General features: G+C 61.9%; 16 protein-coding genes. 11 read left to right on the top strand and 5 right to left on the bottom strand.

The genetic code is table 11. From position 1 onward, the window contains the following. Nucleotides 1–153: 153 nt before the first annotated feature. The 10 genes from lptF (at nucleotide 154) to tadA (ending at nucleotide 10,677) form a co-directional block, all read left to right on the top strand. Nucleotides 154–1,272, top strand: coding sequence for an LPS export ABC transporter permease LptF (lptF, locus tag HBO05_RS06135; RefSeq protein WP_169954504.1), 1,119 nt, complete (start codon nucleotides 154–156; stop codon nucleotides 1,270–1,272). Continuing rightward, nucleotides 1,265–2,344 carry an LPS export ABC transporter permease LptG gene (lptG, locus tag HBO05_RS06130; RefSeq protein ID WP_169954503.1) on the top strand — a complete coding sequence of 360 codons (1,080 nt, stop codon included), beginning with the start codon at nucleotides 1,265–1,267 and terminating at the stop codon, nucleotides 2,342–2,344. The genes lptF and lptG overlap by 8 nt, the downstream gene beginning before the upstream one ends. Before the next feature lie 152 nt (nucleotides 2,345–2,496). Continuing rightward, nucleotides 2,497–4,296 (top strand): translation elongation factor 4, encoded by a 1,800-nt coding sequence (gene lepA, locus HBO05_RS06125; RefSeq protein ID WP_003210439.1) that lies wholly within the window; start codon nucleotides 2,497–2,499, stop codon nucleotides 4,294–4,296. A 5-nt stretch (nucleotides 4,297–4,301) separates the two neighbouring features. Further along, entirely contained in the window at nucleotides 4,302–5,156 is an 855-nt protein-coding gene (gene lepB / locus HBO05_RS06120) for a signal peptidase I (protein WP_032859965.1), read from the top strand. A gap of 154 nt (nucleotides 5,157–5,310) precedes the next feature. Beyond that, entirely contained in the window at nucleotides 5,311–6,000 is a 690-nt protein-coding gene (gene rnc, locus HBO05_RS06115) for a ribonuclease III (protein ID WP_029297476.1), read from the top strand. Then, nucleotides 5,993–6,895, top strand: a complete 903-nt coding sequence (era, locus tag HBO05_RS06110; RefSeq protein WP_029297473.1) for a GTPase Era — start codon at nucleotides 5,993–5,995, stop codon at nucleotides 6,893–6,895. The genes rnc and era overlap by 8 nt, the downstream gene beginning before the upstream one ends. Nucleotides 6,896–7,083: 188 nt before the next feature. After that, entirely contained in the window at nucleotides 7,084–7,773 is a 690-nt protein-coding gene (gene recO / locus HBO05_RS06105) for a DNA repair protein RecO (RefSeq protein ID WP_169954502.1), read from the top strand. Between the two features lie 51 nt (nucleotides 7,774–7,824). Then, nucleotides 7,825–8,568, top strand: a complete 744-nt coding sequence (gene pdxJ / locus HBO05_RS06100; RefSeq protein WP_170041799.1) for a pyridoxine 5'-phosphate synthase — start codon at nucleotides 7,825–7,827, stop codon at nucleotides 8,566–8,568. A gap of 232 nt (nucleotides 8,569–8,800) precedes the next feature. Beyond that, nucleotides 8,801–10,180 (top strand): multicopper oxidase family protein, encoded by a 1,380-nt coding sequence (locus HBO05_RS06095; RefSeq protein WP_169954500.1) that lies wholly within the window; start codon nucleotides 8,801–8,803, stop codon nucleotides 10,178–10,180. After that, nucleotides 10,180–10,677 (top strand): tRNA adenosine(34) deaminase TadA, encoded by a 498-nt coding sequence (gene tadA, locus HBO05_RS06090; protein ID WP_169954499.1) that lies wholly within the window; start codon nucleotides 10,180–10,182, stop codon nucleotides 10,675–10,677. The genes HBO05_RS06095 and tadA overlap by 1 nt, the downstream gene beginning before the upstream one ends. A 146-nt stretch (nucleotides 10,678–10,823) precedes the next feature. Here tadA and cmoB read toward each other — a convergent pair whose 3' ends face one another. The 5 genes from cmoB to lon form a co-directional block, all read right to left on the bottom strand. Next, the gene (gene cmoB / locus HBO05_RS06085; protein ID WP_170041800.1) at nucleotides 10,824–11,780 is read right to left on the bottom strand and encodes a tRNA 5-methoxyuridine(34)/uridine 5-oxyacetic acid(34) synthase CmoB; all 957 of its coding nucleotides are present in this window, start codon (nucleotides 11,778–11,780) and stop codon (nucleotides 10,824–10,826) included. Continuing rightward, entirely contained in the window at nucleotides 11,777–12,520 is a 744-nt protein-coding gene (cmoA, locus tag HBO05_RS06080) for a carboxy-S-adenosyl-L-methionine synthase CmoA (RefSeq protein WP_169954497.1), read from the bottom strand. The genes cmoB and cmoA overlap by 4 nt, the downstream gene beginning before the upstream one ends. 36 nt (nucleotides 12,521–12,556) lie before the next feature. Continuing rightward, nucleotides 12,557–13,213 (bottom strand): lysoplasmalogenase, encoded by a 657-nt coding sequence (locus HBO05_RS06075; protein ID WP_169954496.1) that lies wholly within the window; start codon nucleotides 13,211–13,213, stop codon nucleotides 12,557–12,559. A 1-nt stretch (nucleotide 13,214) separates the two neighbouring features. Further along, nucleotides 13,215–13,607: a protease inhibitor I42 family protein gene (locus HBO05_RS06070; protein WP_169954495.1), complete on the bottom strand. Its 393-nt coding sequence runs from the start codon at nucleotides 13,605–13,607 to the stop codon at nucleotides 13,215–13,217. Between the two features lie 183 nt (nucleotides 13,608–13,790). Further along, the gene (gene lon, locus HBO05_RS06065) at nucleotides 13,791–16,211 is read right to left on the bottom strand and encodes an endopeptidase La (RefSeq protein WP_262376934.1); all 2,421 of its coding nucleotides are present in this window, start codon (nucleotides 16,209–16,211) and stop codon (nucleotides 13,791–13,793) included. A 400-nt stretch (nucleotides 16,212–16,611) separates the two neighbouring features. Here lon and HBO05_RS06060 point away from each other — a divergent pair, with 400 nt between their 5' ends. Beyond that, nucleotides 16,612–18,948: a bifunctional diguanylate cyclase/phosphodiesterase gene (locus tag HBO05_RS06060; RefSeq protein ID WP_170041801.1), complete on the top strand. Its 2,337-nt coding sequence runs from the start codon at nucleotides 16,612–16,614 to the stop codon at nucleotides 18,946–18,948. Nucleotides 18,949–19,074 lie beyond the last annotated feature (126 nt).

Below are 19,074 nucleotides of genomic sequence, written 5' to 3'. Positions count from 1 at the left end.
GCCAGCTTTGTGCACGGCTGTGAGCAAGCTCCGTGACAGGCGCCGACAATCACAGGATAATGCGCCATCTTTTTCGCCGGCCCGTGTCAACGGGGCGACTTGATATGCTTGCTTGTTTGGCCGCCTTAGCCTGACAACCCTGGAGTGTCTGGTTTGATTGTCTTCCGTTATCTGTCCCGCGAAGTCCTGCTGACCCTGAGTGCCGTGAGTGCGGTGTTGCTGGTCATCATCATGAGTGGTCGTTTCGTCAAATACCTGGCCCAGGCTGCCTCGGGGGCCCTGGATCCGGGTTCGCTGTTCCTGATCATGGGCTTTCGCCTGCCGGGGTTCCTGCAACTGATCCTGCCCCTGGGCCTGTTTCTCGGGATCCTGCTGGCCTATGGCCGGCTCTACCTCGAAAGCGAGATGACCGTGCTCTCTGCCACCGGCATGAGCCAGCAGCGCCTGCTGGCCATGACCATGGTCCCGGCCACTGGCGTGGCGCTGGTGGTGGCCTGGTTGAGCCTGAGCCTGGCCCCCCAGGGCGCCATGCAGTTCCAACTGGTGCTCAACAAACAGGACGCGATGACCGAGTTCGACACCCTCGAGCCGGGCCGCTTCCAGGCGCTCAACGACGGCACCCGCGTGACCTACACCGAGCGCATGACCGACGATCGGGCCAACCTCGGCGGCGTGTTCATCTCCGAGAAGCGCCTGGGCCAGGACAAGAAAGACCGTGGCATTTCCGTACTGGTGGCCGATAGCGGGCGCCAGGAAGTGCGTCCGGATGGCAGCCGCTACCTGATCCTGGAGAACGGCTATCGCTACGACGGCAGCCCCGGCCAGGCCGACTACCGCGCCATCAAGTACGACACCTACGGGGTGATGCTGGCCCGGCCGGATGTGAGCAACGAGGTCACCGACCGCGACGCGATCCCGACCCCGGCCCTGATCGGCAGCAAGGAGTTGCGCTCGATTGCCGAACTGCAATGGCGTATTTCCCTGCCACTGCTGGTGTTTATCGTCACGCTGATGGCGGTGCCGCTGTCCCGGGTCAACCCGCGCCAGGGCCGCTTCCTCAAGCTGCTGCCGGCGATCCTGCTGTACATGGCCTACCTGACCATCCTGATTTCCGCCCGTGGCTCCCTGGAGAAGGGCAAGCTGTCGCCGACCCTGGGGCTGTGGTGGGTCCACGGCATCTTCCTGGTGATTGGCCTGGGCCTGCTGTATTGGGAACCGATTCGCTTGAAAATGCAGAGCCGTCGCGGCATGAAGGAGATGGCTCGTGGGTAAGTTGGATCGCTACATCGGTAGCAGCGTACTGGTCGCCATCCTGGCGGTATTGGGCATCATCCTCGGGTTGGCGTCGTTGTTTGCCTTCATTGATGAAGTGGGCAACGTCACCGATACCTACACGGTCACTGACGTACTGAGCTACGTGGCGCTGACCGCACCGCGCCGCCTCTACGACATGATGCCGATGGCCGCGCTGATCGGCTGCCTGATCGGCCTGGGCAGCCTGGCCAGCAACAGCGAGCTGACCATCATGCGCGCGGCGGGGGTGTCCATCGCCCGTATCGTCTGGGCCGTGATGAAACCCATGCTGCTGCTGATGGCCGCCAGTGTATTGATCGGCGAATACGTGGCGCCACCGGCGGAAACCACCGCCCAGGCCAACCGTGCGCTGGCCCAGGGTTCGGGCGATGCCCAGAGCTCCAAGCGAGGCCTGTGGCACCGCCAGGGCGATGAATTCATCCACATCAACGCGGTGCAACCCGGTGGCCTGTTGGTGGGTGTCACCCGTTATCGCTTTGATGAAGAGCGCCACATGCTGTCGTCGAGCTTTGCCAAACGGGCACAGTTCAATGACAACCAGTGGGTGTTGAGCGATGTCACCACCACTCATTTCCGCAACCCCGGCAAAGGCACCGAGGCCAGCACCGAGGTGATCAACGAGCCGACACAGGCCTGGGACATCGCGCTCAAGCCGGAACTGCTCAATACCGTGGTGATGATCCCGGAAAGCCTGCCGATCTCCGGTTTGTGGAGCTATATCCACTACCTCAAGGACCAGGGCCTGAACAACGGCCGCTACTGGCTGGCATTTTGGGTCAAGGTGTTGCAGCCGGTGGTGACCGCTGCACTGGTGTTGATGGCGATTTCGTTTATTTTCGGCCCGTTGCGCTCGGTAACCCTGGGCCAGCGGGTATTTACCGGGGTATTGGTCGGTTTCACCTTCCGCATTGCCCAGGACCTGCTGGGGCCGTCGAGCCTGGTATTCGGCTTCTCGCCGCTGTTTGCGGTGCTGGTGCCGACCGCCATCTGTGCCCTGGCCGGGTTCTGGCTGCTGCGCCGGGCCGGTTGATCCGCGCTTGTTGAACAAAAAATGCCCCATTCGCAAGAACGGGGCATTTTTGTTATTGGTCGCCAAAGATGACGTCTGGCCCGAGCATCAGGTACAATTCCCGGCTATTTTTCAGCGGGCAATCTGCCTGCAGCCTTTTTGAGTGTTGATCCGTGAGTGATTTGAGTCATATCCGCAATTTCTCCATCATCGCCCACATTGACCATGGTAAGTCGACGCTGGCCGATCGATTCATCCAGATGTGCGGCGGCCTTGCCGAGCGTGAAATGGAAGCCCAGGTCCTGGACTCCATGGACCTCGAACGCGAGCGCGGGATCACCATCAAGGCCCACAGCGTTACCCTGTACTACACCGCCAAAGACGGTATCAAGTACCAGCTGAACTTCATTGACACCCCGGGCCACGTCGACTTTACCTATGAAGTCAGCCGTTCCCTGGCGGCCTGTGAAGGCGCGTTGCTGGTAGTGGATGCGGGCCAGGGCGTAGAAGCCCAGTCCGTGGCCAACTGCTACACCGCCATCGAGCAGGGCCTGGAAGTCATGCCGGTGCTGAACAAGATCGACCTGCCACAGGCCGATCCGGACCGCGTGAAGGAAGAAATCGAAAAAATCATCGGCATTGACGCCACCGACGCCGTCGAGTGCAGCGCCAAGACTGGCCTGGGTGTCGACGAAGTGCTCGAGCGCCTGGTCAAGACCATTCCCGCGCCAACCGGCAACTACGAAGATCCGCTGCAAGCGTTGATCATCGACTCCTGGTTCGACAACTACCTGGGCGTTGTGTCCCTGGTACGCGTGCGCCATGGCCGGGTGAAGAAGGGCGACAAGATTCTGGTCAAGTCCACCGGCAAGATCCACCTGGTGGACAGCGTCGGTGTATTCAACCCCAAGCACACCGCTACCACTGATCTGAAAGCCGGTGAAGTAGGCTTCATCATTGCCGGTATCAAGGATATCCACGGTGCGCCGGTCGGTGACACCCTGACCTTGAGCTCGACGCCTGATGTCGACGTGCTGCCAGGTTTCAAGCGCATCCAGCCACAGGTTTATGCCGGTCTGTTCCCGGTCAGCTCCGACGACTTCGAGGATTTTCGCGAAGCCCTGCAAAAGCTGACCCTCAACGACTCGTCGTTGCAGTACACCCCGGAAAGCTCCGATGCCCTGGGCTTCGGCTTCCGCTGCGGGTTCCTGGGCATGCTGCACATGGAGATCATCCAGGAGCGCCTGGAGCGCGAGTACGACCTGGACCTGATCACCACCGCGCCAACCGTTATTTTTGAGCTGGCGCTGAAAACCGGTGAAACGATTTACGTCGACAACCCGTCCAAGTTGCCGGATCTGTCGTCCATCGAAGACATGCGCGAACCGATCGTGCGCGCCAATATTCTCGTGCCGCAGGAACACCTGGGCAACGTCATTACCCTGTGTATCGAAAAGCGTGGCGTGCAGCACGACATGCTGTTCCTCGGTACCCAGGTCCAAGTGACCTACGATTTGCCGATGAACGAAGTGGTCCTGGACTTCTTTGACCGTCTCAAATCCACCAGTCGCGGCTATGCTTCGCTGGATTACCATTTCGACCGTTATCAATCGGCCAATCTGGTGAAGCTCGATGTATTGATCAACGGTGACAAGGTTGATGCCCTGGCGCTCATCGTCCACAAGGACAATGCGCACTACAAAGGTCGCCAACTGACCGAGAAGATGAAAGAACTGATTCCGCGCCAGATGTTCGACGTCGCGATCCAGGCCGCCATTGGCGGGCAGATCATTGCGCGGACTTCCGTCAAGGCACTCAGAAAGAACGTACTGGCCAAATGCTATGGCGGCGACGTGAGCCGTAAGCGCAAGCTGCTCGAGAAGCAAAAGGCCGGTAAAAAACGCATGAAGCAAGTGGGCAACGTGGAAATTCCACAAGAAGCCTTCCTTGCGGTGCTCAGGTTGGATAGTTAGGTCCTATGTCACTAAATTTCCCGCTGTTGCTGGTCATCGCCGTTGCCGTCTGTGGTCTCCTGGCGCTGCTCGATCTGCTGTTCTTCGCCCCGCGTCGTCGGGCGGCCATCGCGTCCTATCAGGGCAGCGTCAGCCAGCCCGATGGCGTAGTGATCGAGAAGCTGAACAAAGAGCCTTTGCTGGTTGAATACGGCAAGTCGTTCTTCCCGGTGTTGTTCATCGTGCTGGTGCTGCGCTCGTTTCTGGTAGAGCCGTTCCAGATTCCTTCGGGCTCGATGAAACCAACCCTGGATGTGGGCGACTTCATCCTGGTGAACAAGTTTTCCTACGGGATCCGCTTGCCGGTGATCGACAAGAAAATCATCGAGGTGGGTGATCCGCAGCGCGGCGATGTGATGGTGTTCCGCTACCCAAGCGACCCGAACGTCAACTACATCAAGCGTGTGGTCGGCCTGCCGGGTGACGTGATCCGCTACACCAGCGACAAGCGCCTGTTCGTCAATGGCGAATCGGTGGCCGAGAAACTCATCGGTTCCGAGCCGAACACCCTGGGCAGCGCCGAGCTGTACGAGGAAAAACTCGGGGCGGTCGAGCACCAGATCCGCAAGGAAATGAGCCGCTACCGTTCGCCGCCCGACAACCAGTGGACCGTGCCTGCCGGGCACTACTTCATGATGGGCGACAACCGCGACAACTCCAATGACAGCCGCTACTGGGATGATCCAAGCATTCCCAAGGAGCTGCTGGGCATGGTTCCCGACCAGAATATCGTCGGCAAGGCCTTCGCGGTCTGGATGAGCTGGCCCGAACCCAAGCTCAGCCACCTGCCGAACTTCTCGCGGGTGGGGCTGATCAAGTAATCCATGCGGCGCTGTGAACACAGCGCCGAATGCTTTTCTGGGGCTTGGACATTGGTCCGGCCTCGAGCAACACACAGCATTGCCAGGATTTGAATTTGAACACAGCGTTAATCGTCGATGGCCTTTGCCGCCACGTACTGAAAGTAGGTAAACCGTGAGCGTTTCTTTGAGTCGTCTTGAGCGTCAGCTCGGCTACACCTTCAAGGACCAGGAATTGATGGTCCTTGCCCTCACACACCGCAGTTTTGCCGGGCGCAACAACGAACGCCTGGAATTCCTCGGTGATGCCATCCTCAACTTCGCCGCTGGCGAAGCCCTGTTCAACCGCTTCCCCCTGGCCCGTGAAGGCCAGTTGTCGCGCCTGCGCGCGCGCCTGGTGAAAGGCGAGACCCTGGCCGTCCTGGCCCGTGGTTTTGACTTGGGCGAATACCTGCGCCTGGGTTCCGGCGAGTTGAAAAGCGGCGGTTTCCGCCGCGAGTCGATCCTGGCCGATGCCCTGGAAGCCCTGATCGGCGCGATCTATCTCGATGCCGGGATGGAAGTGGCCAAGGAGCGGGTCATGGCCTGGCTGGCGTCGGAAATCGACAGCCTGACCCTGGTGGATACCAACAAGGATCCCAAGACCCGCTTGCAGGAATTTTTGCAGTCGCGCGGCTGCGAACTGCCACGCTACGAAGTGGTGGATATCCAGGGTGAGCCGCATTGCCGTGTGTTCTTCGTCGAATGCGAAGTCACCTTATTGAACGAAAAAAGCCGAGGTCAGGGTGTGAGCCGTCGTATTGCCGAACAGGTAGCGGCCGCTGCAGCACTGATTGCCCTGGGCGTGGAGAATGGCCATGACTGATTCAACCGCAACACGCTGTGGCTATGTTGCCATCGTCGGCCGTCCCAACGTGGGCAAGTCCACGCTGCTCAACCATATCCTGGGGCAGAAGCTGGCGATCACCTCGCGCAAGCCGCAGACCACCCGCCACAACATGCTGGGCATCAAGACCGAAGGCAACGTGCAAGCGGTCTATGTCGACACCCCGGGCATGCACAAAGGCGGCGAGAAAGCCCTGAACCGCTACATGAACAAGACCGCTTCGGCGGCGTTGAAAGACGTCGACGTGGTGATCTTCGTGGTTGACCGCACCAAGTGGACCGATGAGGACCAGATGGTGCTGGAGCGTGTGCAGTATGTCACCGGCCCGTTGATCGTCGCGCTGAACAAGACCGACCGTATCGAAGACAAAGCCGAGTTGATGCCGCACCTGAGCTGGTTGCAGGAACAACTGCCGAACGCCCAGATCATGCCGATCTCGGCCCAGCACGGGCACAACCTCGAAGCCCTGGAGCGGGTGATCGCCGGCTACCTGCCGGAGAACGAGCACTTCTTCCCGGAAGACCAGATCACCGACCGCAGCAGCCGTTTCCTCGCCGCCGAACTGGTACGCGAGAAAATCATGCGCCAGATGGGTGCCGAGCTGCCGTACCAGATCACCGTGGAAATCGAAGAGTTCAAGCAGCAGGGCAAGACCCTGCATATCCATGCGCTGATCCTCGTCGAACGTGACGGCCAGAAAAAAATCATCATTGGCGACAAGGGCGAGCGCATCAAGCGCATCGGCACCGAGGCGCGCAAGGACATGGAATTGCTGTTCGATTCCAAGATCATGCTTAACCTGTGGGTGAAGGTTAAGGGTGGCTGGTCTGATGATGAGCGCGCACTGCGCTCCCTGGGCTACGGCGACCTGTAATCAGTCACCAGTAACACCGCAGGACAAAATGTGGGAGCGGGCTTGTGTGGGAGCTGGCTTGCCTGCGATAGCATCGCCTCGGTCTACGTGACACATCGAGGCGTCTGCATCGCAGGCAAGCCAGCTCCCACACAAGACAGGTCCCACATTGGTTTATCGCTGTTCTTAAGTTCTGCGAAGAGACATTCATGTCCCAATCCCCACCCCCCAGCCAACCCGCCTACGTCCTGCACAGCCGCGCCTACCGCGAGACCAGCGCCCTGGTGGACTTCCTCACGCCCCAAGGCCGGCTACGCGCGGTACTGCGCAGCGCGCGGGGCAAGGCGGGCACGTTGGCGCGGCCATTCGTGGCCCTGGAGGTGGAGTTTCGCGGCAAGGGTGAGCTGAAAAACGTCGGCCGCCTGGAAAGCATCGGCACCTCGGCCTGGCTCAATGGCGAGGCGCTGTTCAGTGGCCTGTACCTCAACGAATTGCTGATCCGCCTGCTGCCCGCCGAAGACCCGCACCCCGCGGTGTTCGATCACTACGCCGCCACCTTGCTGGCCCTGGCCGAAGGCCGTCCCCTGGAGCCGCTGTTGCGTGCCTTCGAATGGCGCCTGCTCGACGACCTGGGCTACGGTTTTGAACTGAGCAACGACCTGCACGGCGAGCCAATCGCCAGCGACGGCATGTACCGCCTGCAAGTGGACGCCGGGCTGGAGCGCGTCTATCTGCTGCAACCGGGCCTGTTCCAGGGCACCGAACTGCTGGCCATGAGCGAGGCTGACTGGACAGCGCCTGGTGCCCTGTCTGCCGCCAAGCGCCTGATGCGCCAGGCCCTGGCCGTGCATCTGGGCGGTCGGCCGCTGGTCAGTCGCGAGTTGTTTCGAAAGCCCTGACATCCCCGTGTATGCTGTGCACCGATTCTTTCCCTTTTCAGGAGCGCTTCCGTGACCACCAGCAATCGCATTCTTCTTGGCGTCAACATCGACCACGTCGCCACCCTGCGCCAGGCCCGGGGCACTCGCTACCCTGATCCGGTGAAGGCTGCGCTGGATGCCGAAGAAGCAGGCGCCGACGGGATCACCGTGCACCTGCGCGAAGACCGCCGGCACATCCAGGAGCGCGACGTACTGGTGCTCAAGGACGTGCTGCAAACCCGCATGAACTTCGAAATGGGCATCACCGAAGAAATGATGGCCTTCGCCGAGCGCATCCGCCCGGCACATATCTGCCTGGTCCCGGAAACCCGCCAGGAACTGACCACCGAAGGCGGCCTGGATGTGGCCGGCCAGGAAGCGCGGATCAAAGCCGCCGTCGAGCGCCTGTCGCAGATCGGCAGTGAAGTCTCGCTGTTTATCGACGCCGACGAACGGCAGATCGAAGCCTCGCGCCGTGTGGGCGCCCCGGCCATTGAGTTGCACACCGGGCGCTACGCCGATGCCACAACCCCGACCGAAGTCGCCGACGAACTGCAACGCATCATCGATGGCGTGGCCTGCGGCCTGCGTGAGGGCCTGGTGGTCAACGCCGGCCATGGCCTGCACTACCACAACGTCGAAGCCGTGGCGGCGATCAAGGGCGTCAACGAACTGAACATCGGCCACGCCCTGGTCGCCCATGCGCTGTTCGTCGGTTTCAAGGGCGCGGTCGCTGAGATGAAAGCGCTGATCCTGGCCGCCGCCAAGCCCTAACCAACGCTGAAGATCCAACGTGGGACGGGCTTGTGTAGGAGCGGGCTTGCCCGCGATAAGGGAGTTTCAGTCGATACCTCTATTGACTGACACAGCGCTATCGCGGGCAAGCCCGCTCCTACACAAGCCCTTTCCCACATGCGGCAATGCGAAGCCTTACTGTTTAGCCGGCAGGGGTGTATCGTATTTGCCCTTTGCGGGCCCTGGGCCCGCGCAGATCCGTGAGGTTGTTGTGTCCCGATCCTTTTCCCGTCGACAAATCCTTGGTGGCCTCGCCGGCCTGGCAGTGGTGGGTGTCGGTGCCGGTGGCGCCTATCGCTACTGGCTGGGGAAAGTCGCGGACGCCAGCGCCGGGCGTGATTACGAGTTGATTGCCGCACCGTTGGACGTGGAACTGGTGCCGGGACACAAGACCCAAGCCTGGGCCTTTGGCCCCTCGGCGCCGGGCACCGAGTTGCGTGTACGCCAGGGCGAATGGCTGCGGGTGCGCTTTATCAACCACCTGCCCGTTGCCACCACCATCCACTGGCACGGCATCCGCCTGCCCCTGGAAATGGACGGCGTGCCGTACGTCTCGCAATTGCCGGTACTGCCTGGCGAGTATTTCGACTACCAGTTCCGCGTGCCCGACGCCGGCAGCTACTGGTATCACCCCCATGTCAGCAGCAGCGAAGAACTGGGCCGTGGCCTGGTCGGCCCATTGATTGTCGAGGAGCGCGAGCCCACCGGCTTCCAGCACGAACGCACCCTGAGCCTGAAAAACTGGCATATCGACGAGCAGGGTGAATTTGTCGAGTTCAGCATCCCCCGCGAAGCAGCCCGTGGCGGTACGGCCGGGCGCCTGTCGACCATCAACGGTGTGCCGCAGGCGGTCATCGACCTGCCTGCCGGGCAAATCACCCGGGTGCGCCTGCTCAACCTCGACAACACCCTGACCTATCGCCTGAACATTCCCAACGCCCAGGCGCAGATCTACGCGCTGGACGGCAACCCCATCGAGCCACGGCCTTTGGGCAAGGAATACTGGCTAGGCCCGGGCATGCGCATCTGCCTGGCAATCAAGGCTCCGCCGGCCGGCGAAGAGCTGTCGATCCGCAATGGCCCGGTGCGCCTGGGTACCTTCCGCTCGGTGGCTAATACTGATGCGCCGGGCGAGTGGCCGCCCGCGTTGCCGGCCAACCCGATTGCCGAGCCGGACCTGGCCAATGCCGAGAAACTCAACTTCAATTTCGAATGGGTCGGCTCGGTCTCGGTCAACGTCGAAAACAGGCCGCCGAGCCTGTGGCAGATCAACGGCCAGGCCTGGGATATCACCGACAAGACCTGCGCCGACCGGCCGATTGCCAAGCTCGAGTTGGGCAAGAGCTACATCTTTGAATTGAAAAACATGACCCAGTACCAGCACCCGATCCATCTGCATGGCATGAGCTTCAAGGTCATCGCCTCGAACCGCCATAAAGTGACGCCGTACTTCACCGACACCTACCTGCTGGGCAAGAACGAGCGCGCCCGCGTGGCGTTGGTGGCGGATAACCCCGGGGTGTGGATGTTCCATTGCCATGTGATCGACCACATGGAAACCGGCCTGATGGCCGCCATCGAGGTGGCGTGATGCGCCAGATTCGCCCCACGGCGATCATCGACCGCAGCCGTGACCAGGACTTCATGCGTGAAGCCCTGGCTCTTGCCGCCCAGGGCGCGGCCCTGGGTGAAGTACCGGTAGGCGCGGTGCTGGTGCAGGACGGCGAAATCATCGGGCGCGGCTTCAACTGCCCGATCAGCGGCAGCGACCCCAGCGCCCATGCCGAGATGGTCGCCATCCGCGCGGCGGCCCAGGCCGTCAGCAACTACCGCCTGCCGGGCAGCACGCTGTACGTGACCCTTGAGCCGTGCAGCATGTGCGCCGGGCTGATCGTCCACTCGCGCATCGCCCGGGTGGTGTACGGCGCGCTGGAGCCCAAGGCCGGGATTGTGCAGAGCCAGGGGCAGTTCTTCAGCCAGGGCTTTCTCAATCACCGGGTGTTGTATGAAGGCGGGGTACTGGCCGAGGAGTGTGGGACGGTGTTGAGTGAGTTCTTCAAGGCCAGAAGGGCCAAGCCCAGCACCTGATCTCAATGTGAAAACCCAATCACTGTGGGAGCTGGCTTGCCTGCGATAGCGGTCTGCCAGTTGCCAAATGTGTAGCTGACCCACCGCTATCGCAGGCAAGCCAGCTCCCACATTCTTGATCTGCATTTTCTCAGGGCGATTGGGGGTTACTTCTTGGCGATAATCACCGCGCGCATCGGCGCCGGCAGCCCTTCAATCGTCTTGCTGTGATCTTCAGGGTCGAGGAAGTCACTCAAGGACTGATACTTCATCCACTCTGTCCCACGCTGTTCCTCGACCGTGGTCACGCTCACATCCACGCAACGCACTTCGCTGAACCCGGCACGCCGCAGCCAGAGCATCAACGCCGGCACCGAAGGCAGGAACCACACATTACGCATCTGTGCGTAACGGTCTTCTGGCACCAGTACCTGTTGTTGATCACCCTCGATCACCAACGTCTCCAGCACCAGTTCGCCACCCTTGACCAGGCAATCCTTGAGCGCCAGCAAATGCTCGATCGGCGAGCGGCGATGGTAGAACACGCCCATGGAGAACACCGTGTCGAAACCTTCCATGTTCGGCGGCAGGTCCTCGAACGGGAACGGCAGGTGCCAGGCGTTGGGGGCCGACAGGTAGCGCTGCACCGCCTGGAACTGGCAGAAGAACAGCCAGTTGGGATCCACGCCAATCACACTGTCGGCGCCGGCGCCGAGCATGCGCCACATGTAATAACCGTTGCCACAGCCCACATCGAGGATGCGCTTGCCTTTGAGGTTCAGGTGCGGCGCGACCCGCGACCATTTCCAGTCCGAGCGCCATTCGGTGTCCACATGCACCCCGAACAGGTTGAACGGCCCCTTGCGCCACGGGCTCAGGCCCATCAGCGCGGCATGCATCTGCTCACGGGTTGCGTCATCGCAATCGGTGTCCAGGGTCAGGCCGTTCAGCAGGTCGATTTTGCTTGGCAGGATCTTGGGCAAGGCGTCCAGCGCACTTTGCCAGCGGGCCAGGTCGCCATGGCCCTTTTCCATCTTTGCATCGAGTTGTGCTTGCAGGCCCTGGGCCCATACGGCCAGGGGAGTGCCGACCAGATGGCGGGCGAGGGGAGACAGATCAATCATGGCAAGGCAATCAACGAGGCAAAGTTAAGACACTGGAACCACGGCACGACTTTCGAGAACCCGGCCGCCAGCAGGCGTTCACGGTGTTCCTCGAGGCTGTCGGGCTTCATGACGTTTTCGATGGCGCTGCGCTTCTGGGCGATTTCCAGTTCGCTGTAGCCGTTGGCGCGCTTGAACGCCACGTGCAGATCGGTGAGCAATGCATGTTCTTCGGGATCATTGAAACGCAGTTTTTCCGAGAGAATCAGCGCGCCACCCGGCAGCAGCGCCTGGCGAATCCGCCCAAGCAGCGCCAGGCGCTCCTCGGGGGCGATAAATTGCAGAGTGAAATTCAGCGCCACCACCGAGGCCGGCTGGAACTGCAGGGCGAGGATATCGCCTTCGATCACCTCCACCGGCAGCAGCTCCTGGAACATCGAGTCCTGGCCGTTGAGGTATTCGCGGCAGCGCTCGACCATCGCCGCCGAGTTATCCACAGCGATCACCCGGCAGCCGTCGGTGCGCACATGGCGCCGCAGGGCCTGGGTCACCGCGCCCAGGGACGAACCCAGGTCATACAGCACACTGCCCGGCTGGGCGAACTGCGCCGCCAGTACGCCGAGGTTCTCGACAATGGTCGGGTAACCGGGCACCGAACGCTTGATCATATCCGGGAACACCCGCACCACGTCCTCGTTAAAGGCGAAGTCCGGCACCTGGGGCAAGGGCTGGGCGAATAGGCGATCGGGTTCTTTGCTCACGGCTGTTCCGGCGACGAAGTGGAAAAGGCCGGCATTTTAGCCAGGTTGGCGAGGCGATGCGCGGGTTGTCTGATGGAAAGCCGATGCGGTGATGCCCCATTGCCCCAACCAGTAGGTGATGATCAACAGATACGGCGCCGCATCGAAGGTCACCACAAAGCGGTTGATGCCGATCAGGGTGTCGGAAAACACAAACAACGCCGCGCCGATGGCCGCCAGCTGTGCCGAGCGCTTGGGCACGTCGCTGCCCAGGCGAGCCAGCGCACGCCAGAGCATGGCGCTGATCACCAACGCGTACACCACCACCGGAATCAGCAAATCGCCCAGGCCGTGGGAAATCAGGATGCTCAACAAAATTGCCCCAACCCCCAGCGCCAGGGCCAGTGGCAACAGGGCCGGGCGGCGGCAGTCGCTGAAGTAGGCCTTGAGGTACGCCAGGTGCGCGAACAAAAACGCGCCCAGGCCGAAGATAAACAGGTCGCCGGGCCAGGCCAGCAACACATCGCCCACTACGGAGAAAATCAACCCCAGGCTGATCCAGCGTCGATAGTCGCTGGGCGGCGCGTCATGCAGCCAGCCCAGCATCGCCAGCACCGGTAGCGGCTTGACCAACAGGCAAAGCAAGGTGGCATGCGTGCTCAGACCGTAGATAAAGGTACCGGCACCCATCAACGCAAGAATCATCCATGGCATATCAGTTCACCGTAATGGCGCAGTCAAAGGTGTCCACCGGATTCACTTCCGGGGCCCAGGGTTGTTGGGAAGTCAGGCGCAGGCGGCCACTGCCTGGGGTAAAGGCCTGGAAGCGCCAGGTGGATTGCCCGGCGGCACCCACCACGCCGGCGTCCTCGGGGTTGCTGTAGACCTCGGGGCCGAGGCTGCGCAGCACGCCGCCTGCCGAATCCTGGATCGCCCAGCGATAACCGGTGGTGGGGTTGCTCGGCAAGGTCAGGGTCAGGTTTTGCCCGGCCTTGAGCTTGAGCGGGCAGGCGCTCTGTTTTTCGACGGTGACGTTTTGCTTCGGTGCACTGGCGCAAGCCCCGAGCAGGGCGAGGCTTAGCGCAAGAAGCAGGCGGGCAGCGGTCATGAAGGCTCCGTTTATTGGCGACGAAGGGCGAGCATAACCGAAGATGAGACAAGGTGTTACAGCAGGGGGGTGATGTTGGCCGTGCTGGCCCTATCGCGGGCAAGCCCGCTCCTACAGAGTACGCATTCCAACTGTAGGAGCGGGCTTGCCCGCGATGAGGCCAGTGCAGGCGCTACAGAACTATCAGAACAACACCTTCGCCACATCCGCAAACCGCTTGGCAAAGTGCACCGTCATGCCCTCTTTGAGGTACTCCGGCAATTCCTCGAAGCTGCCACGGTTAGGCTCTGGCAGGATCAACTCGTGAATCTTCTGCCGCCGCGCCGCAATTACCTTCTCGCGCACACCGCCAATCGGCAGTACATGCCCGGTCAGGGTCAGTTCGCCGGTCATGGCCACGCCTTTTTTCGGCGGCTGGTTGCGTGCCAGCGAGAGCAACGCACTGGCCATGGTCACCCCGGCACTTGGGCCGTCCTTGGGCGTGGCGCCTTCCGGCACGTGCAGGTGCACGAAGGCTTCGTCGAAGAACTTCGGGTCACCGCCAAACGACTTCAGGTTGGAACTGATGTAGCTGTAGGCGATTTCGGCGGATTCCTTCATCACTTCACCCAACTGCCCGGTGAGCTTGAAGCCGCGATTGAGCGTGTGGATGCGCGTCGCCTCGATCGGCAAGGTGGCGCCGCCCATGCTGGTCCAGGCCAGGCCGGTGATGACACCCGTGCCCGACAGTACCTGCTCGTTACGGAACACCGGCATGCCCAGGGAGCTTTCCAGGTCCTTGTTGCCGATCTTGATCACCGAGTCCGGCTCATCCAGCAGCTTGACCACCGCTTTGCGTACCAGCTTGCCCAGTTGCTTCTCCAACTGGCGCACCCCGGCTTCGCGGGCATAGCCGTCGATCAACGCGCGCAGGGCGCCGTCGGTGATGCTCAGGCTGGTTTTTGCCACACCGGCTTTTTCCAGCTGCTTGGGCCACAGGTGGCGCTTGGCGATGGCGACTTTTTCTTCGGTGATGTAACCCGACAGGCGAATCACTTCCATGCGGTCCAGCAACGGGCCGGGGATCGAGTCCAGGGTGTTGGCGGTACACACGAACAGCACTTTGGACAGGTCCAGGCGCAGGTCCAGGTAGTGGTCGAGGAATTCGACGTTCTGTTCCGGGTCGAGGGTTTCCAGCAGGGCCGACGCCGGGTCGCCCTGGTAGCTCTGGCCCATCTTGTCGATCTCGTCGAGCATGATCACCGGGTTCATCACTTCTACATCTTTGAGCGCCTGCACCAGCTTGCCCGGCAGGGCGCCGATGTAGGTGCGGCGATGGCCCTTGATCTCGGCCTCGTCGCGCATGCCGCCGACGCTGAAGCGGTAGAACGGCCGCCCCAGGGACTCGGCAATCGATTTGCCGACGCTGGTCTTGCCCACGCCCGGCGGTCCCACCAGCAGCACGATGGAGCCGGCGACTTCGCCTTTATAGGCGCCCACGGCAAGGAACTCGAGGATGCGACTCTTGATGTCGTCCAGCCCCGCATGGTGTTTATCCAGGACTTTGCGTGCGTGCTTGAGGTCGAGCTTGTCCTCGCCATACACGCCCCACGGCACCGAGGTGGCCCAGTCCAGGTAATTGCGCGTCACCGCGTACTCCGGCGACCCGGTCTCGAGGATCGACAGCTTGTTCAGCTCTTCATCGATGCGTTTCTGCGCCTGGGCCGGCAGCACCTTGCCTTCCAGGCGTTGCTCGAACTGCTCGACGTCGGCACTGCGATCGTCCTTGGTCAGCCCCAGCTCTTGCTGGATCACCTTGAGCTGTTCCTTGAGGAAGAACTCGCGCTGGTGCTCGCCGATCTTGCGGTTCACCTCGGCGGAGATTTCCTTTTGCAGGCGCGCAACTTCCACCTCTTTGCGCAGCATCGGCAAGACTTTTTCCATGCGCTTGAGCATCGGCACGCAGTCCAGCACTTCCTGCAACTCGTTGCCGGTGGCCGAGGTCAGCGCGGCGGCGAAGTCGGTCAGGGGCGACGGGTCGTTGGGGCTGAAGCGGTTGAGGTAGTTCTTCAGCTCTTCGCTGTACAGCGGGTTGAGCGGCAGCAACTCCTTGATCGCATTGATCAGCGCCATGCCGTAGGCCTTGACCTCATCGGTCGGCTCGCTGGGCTGGTGCGGGTACTCGACTTCCACCAGGTACGGTGGGCGGTGATGCTTGAGCCAGGTCTTGATGCGCACGCGGGTCAGGCCCTGGGCAACGAATTGCAGCTTGCCGTTTTCGCGGCTGGCGTGATGCACCTTGACCAGAGTGCCGTACAGCGGCAGGGCGGAGGTGTCGAAATGCCGTGGGTCTTCGGGCGGCGTATCCATGAAGAACAGCGCGAGGGAGTGATGGTCGGATTTGCTCACCAGCTCCAGGGTCTCGGCCCAGGGTTCTTCATTGACGATCACCGGCAACACTTGCGCCGGGAAGAACGGCCGGTTGTGGATCGGGATGATATAGACCTTGTCCGGCAGGTTTTGCCCAGGCAGGGCCAGGCCGGTGTTGGACGACGGGGTTTGTGCGTTTTCGGGGTCGGCGTAGTCGTTGAGGTCGATATCGGGGAATTCTTGCTGGTCGCTCATGGGGCACCTGCATAGTGAAGTATGGAGGTTAGATGGGGCAGGTGAGCGGTGGTTTCAATGGCGGCGGGTGGTTAGCAACAAATTGCATGATATTTCGACGTCAGCGCGGTGCCGCTGCGGGAACGGGCAAGTCACCGCGCACCGGCACTCTCTTGCGCAAAAAAACACGGCGATTTGAGGCCTGCCTGCGGGGTTTAGACGGTGATCTGTCGTCAAAATAATGTCAGCCAGGCGCCCGCATTTATTAGGTTTACTTCTGCCCGGCTGCGGCTAATCTGGGTTTTCCAAATGCCCCGAGAGAACGGGCATTTATTTGACACCGGGTCTGCAGTCGCGAGGGATGCGTATGACAAAAGGACGCTTGAGCTGGGGCGCGGGCACGCTGCCAGGAGGCAAGCGAATGAAGTGGCGCCACGCTTTCCAGACGCGGCTGGTCGGGGTGTTGGGGTTATTGCTGCTAGTGGTGGTGGGCGCGGTGTACTTCGCCGTGAAGGTTGCCACCACCCGCGCCGTGGAAAACCAGGCCCAGGTGCAACTGGAGACCGGCAGCCGGGTGTTCGAGCGCCTGCTGGACCTGCGCGGACGGCGCCTGCAATACGGCCTGGACTGGCTGACGGTGGACGAGCAATTTCGCCGCGCGGTCGCCGAGGGCCAGCCGGCACCGATCCTCGCGGCCCTGCGCCGGCATGGCAGCGGGATCCGTTCCAGCGAGGTGTTTGTGCTGGGGCTCGATGGCCAGGTCATCGTCAGCACTCTGGCTGGCGTGCCGGCGCAGCAAGCCTTCCCCTATGCCGATGCACTGCGTCATGCCCGGCGCAACTCCCTGCAAATGTTGATCGTCGCCCTGGCCGGCCAGCCGTTTTTGCTGGTGCAGGAAGAGGTGCTGGACCCGCTGCCCATTGCGCGGGTGGTCATGGGCTTTTCCATGGATGAGGTGTTTGCCGCCGAATTGCGCTCCCTGAGCAATCTGGAGGTGTCGTTCATGAGCATGGACCAGGGGCAGCCGGGCACCCTGTTCAGCACCCAGCCCTCGGCCGACCGCCCGGCCATCATCCAGGCGCTGCAGGAATCGAGTACCGCCGAGCTGGCGCAGATGAGCGAATTGCACGGCCAGCGTTTTCTCAGCCAGGTCCTGCCCCTGGCCAACACCGGTGATGGCGGGCAAGTCATGGCTTTGCTGCAAAGCCCGCTGGACCATGCCCTGCAATCCTTTGCGCCGCTGGACCGGCAGTTTCTCGGCATCGCCCTGGCAGCCCTGCTGGTCTCGCTGGTGGGCGCGCTGTTGATGGCGCGCCGCGTGTCCCGCCCTCTCGATGCCCTGGTGCAGGCGGCCGAGCGTATTGGCGGCGGGGATTACCGCACCCCAGTGGCGGTGCGCGGCAAAGATGAGTTCGGCCTGCTGGCCCGGGCCTTCAACGCGATGCAAAGCGGCATTGCCGTACGTGAGCGGCAGTTGGCGCACAACGCCCTGCACGATGCGCTGACCGGCCTGCCCAACCGCGCGCTGGCCATGGAACGCCTGGGCAGTGCGATCAGTGCACGGCGGCCGGTGGTAGTGCTGTACCTGGGGATTGAAAACTACCGGGTGATCAACGAAGGCTTTGGCCCCCAGGGCGTCGAGGAAATGCTGCGTGAGGCCAGCCGCTGCCTGCTGTCGAGCCTGGCGGCGGGGGATTCGGCGGCGCGCATTACCGGCAGCGAATTCCTCGTATTGCTGGAAAACACCAAGCTCGACAGCGCCGTGGCCCGCGCCGACCGCCTGTACAGCCTGTTGACCGAGCCGCAGCGGGTCGGTGGCGACGAACTACGCCACGAAGTGAGCATGGGTATTGCCGCCTACCCCGAGGATGGCCAGCAGGTCGAAGAGTTGATCAGCCGCGCCGCCATTGCCCGTCACGACGCGGCCGCGCTGCCTGGCTATTTACAGATTTACCAACAGGACCGCGACCTCGCCCATCAACGCCAGATCAGCCTGATCCGCGACCTGCGCCGCGCCGCCATCGAAGACGAACTGTTCCTGTGCTATCAACCCAAGCTCGACCTGCGCCACGGCTATGTGCGCCAGGCCGAGGCGCTGTTGCGCTGGCAGCACCCGACCCTGGGCCTGGTGTCCCCCGCCGAATTCATCCCCCTGGCCGAACGCTCCGGCAGCATGGCCAGCCTGACGCACTGGGTGATCGAAGAGGCGATCCGCCAGTTGGCAGAGTGGAGCGTGCGTGGGCTGGAAGTGCAGCTGTCGCTGAATATTTCGGTGGACGACCTGGGCGATGAAGGGCTGGCACCACGGGTCACCGAGCTGCTGGAACTGCACGGGGTGCTGGCCGGGCAGTTGATTTTCGAAATCACCGAAAGCGCGATCATGCACAACCCGGAACAGGCGTTGCGCATTCTCGAGCAATTGCGCGGCTGTGGCATCAGCCTGTCGGTGGACGACTTCGGTACCGGCTACTCGTCCCTGGCCCAATTGCAGCGCTTGCCGGTGCAGGAACTGAAGATCGACCAGTCGTTCGTGCGCAACCTCGACAGCACCAGCGGCGACGCGGTGATCGTGCGTTCGACCATCGAGATGAGCCACAACCTGGGGCTCAAGGTGGTGGCCGAAGGGGTGGAGTTCGAACCCAGCCTGAGGCTGCTCAAACAATGGAATTGCGATACCGCCCAGGGCTACCTGATCAGCCGGCCATTGAATGCCATGGCCTTTGAGATGTGGATGCGCCGCGATCGCAGCACGGTGTGACGGGCCCGGCGCGGTCAACATGTGGGAGAGGGCTTATGTGGGAGAGGGCTTGTGTGGGAGCTGGCTTGCCTGCGATAGCGGTGGATCAGTTGGCATATGTTGCACTGACCCACCGCTATCGCAGGC

This window comes from Pseudomonas sp. WS 5079 (assembly GCF_012985465.1).
Classification (GTDB): domain Bacteria; phylum Pseudomonadota; class Gammaproteobacteria; order Pseudomonadales; family Pseudomonadaceae; genus Aquipseudomonas.
Note: the sequence above shows the minus strand (reverse complement) of the source record. Positions and strands in the feature narration are given on the sequence as shown.

What these genes read in the sequence shown, in the direction of transcription:
- cmoB (WP_170041800.1), bottom strand. Translation starts at nt 11,780, where the DNA reads ATGATTGATCTGTCTCCCCTCGCCCGCCATCTGGTCGGCACTCCCCTG.
- HBO05_RS06075 (WP_169954496.1), bottom strand. Translation starts at nt 13,213, where the DNA reads ATGCCATGGATGATTCTTGCGTTGATGGGTGCCGGTACCTTTATCTAC.
- lepB (WP_032859965.1), top strand. Translation starts at nt 4,302, where the DNA reads ATGTCACTAAATTTCCCGCTGTTGCTGGTCATCGCCGTTGCCGTCTGT.
- era (WP_029297473.1), top strand. Translation starts at nt 5,993, where the DNA reads ATGACTGATTCAACCGCAACACGCTGTGGCTATGTTGCCATCGTCGGC.
- HBO05_RS06060 (WP_170041801.1), top strand. Translation starts at nt 16,612, where the DNA reads ATGAAGTGGCGCCACGCTTTCCAGACGCGGCTGGTCGGGGTGTTGGGG.
- tadA (WP_169954499.1), top strand. Translation starts at nt 10,180, where the DNA reads ATGCGCCAGATTCGCCCCACGGCGATCATCGACCGCAGCCGTGACCAG.
- lon (WP_262376934.1), bottom strand. Translation starts at nt 16,211, where the DNA reads ATGAGCGACCAGCAAGAATTCCCCGATATCGACCTCAACGACTACGCC.
- HBO05_RS06070 (WP_169954495.1), bottom strand. Translation starts at nt 13,607, where the DNA reads ATGACCGCTGCCCGCCTGCTTCTTGCGCTAAGCCTCGCCCTGCTCGGG.
- recO (WP_169954502.1), top strand. Translation starts at nt 7,084, where the DNA reads ATGTCCCAATCCCCACCCCCCAGCCAACCCGCCTACGTCCTGCACAGC.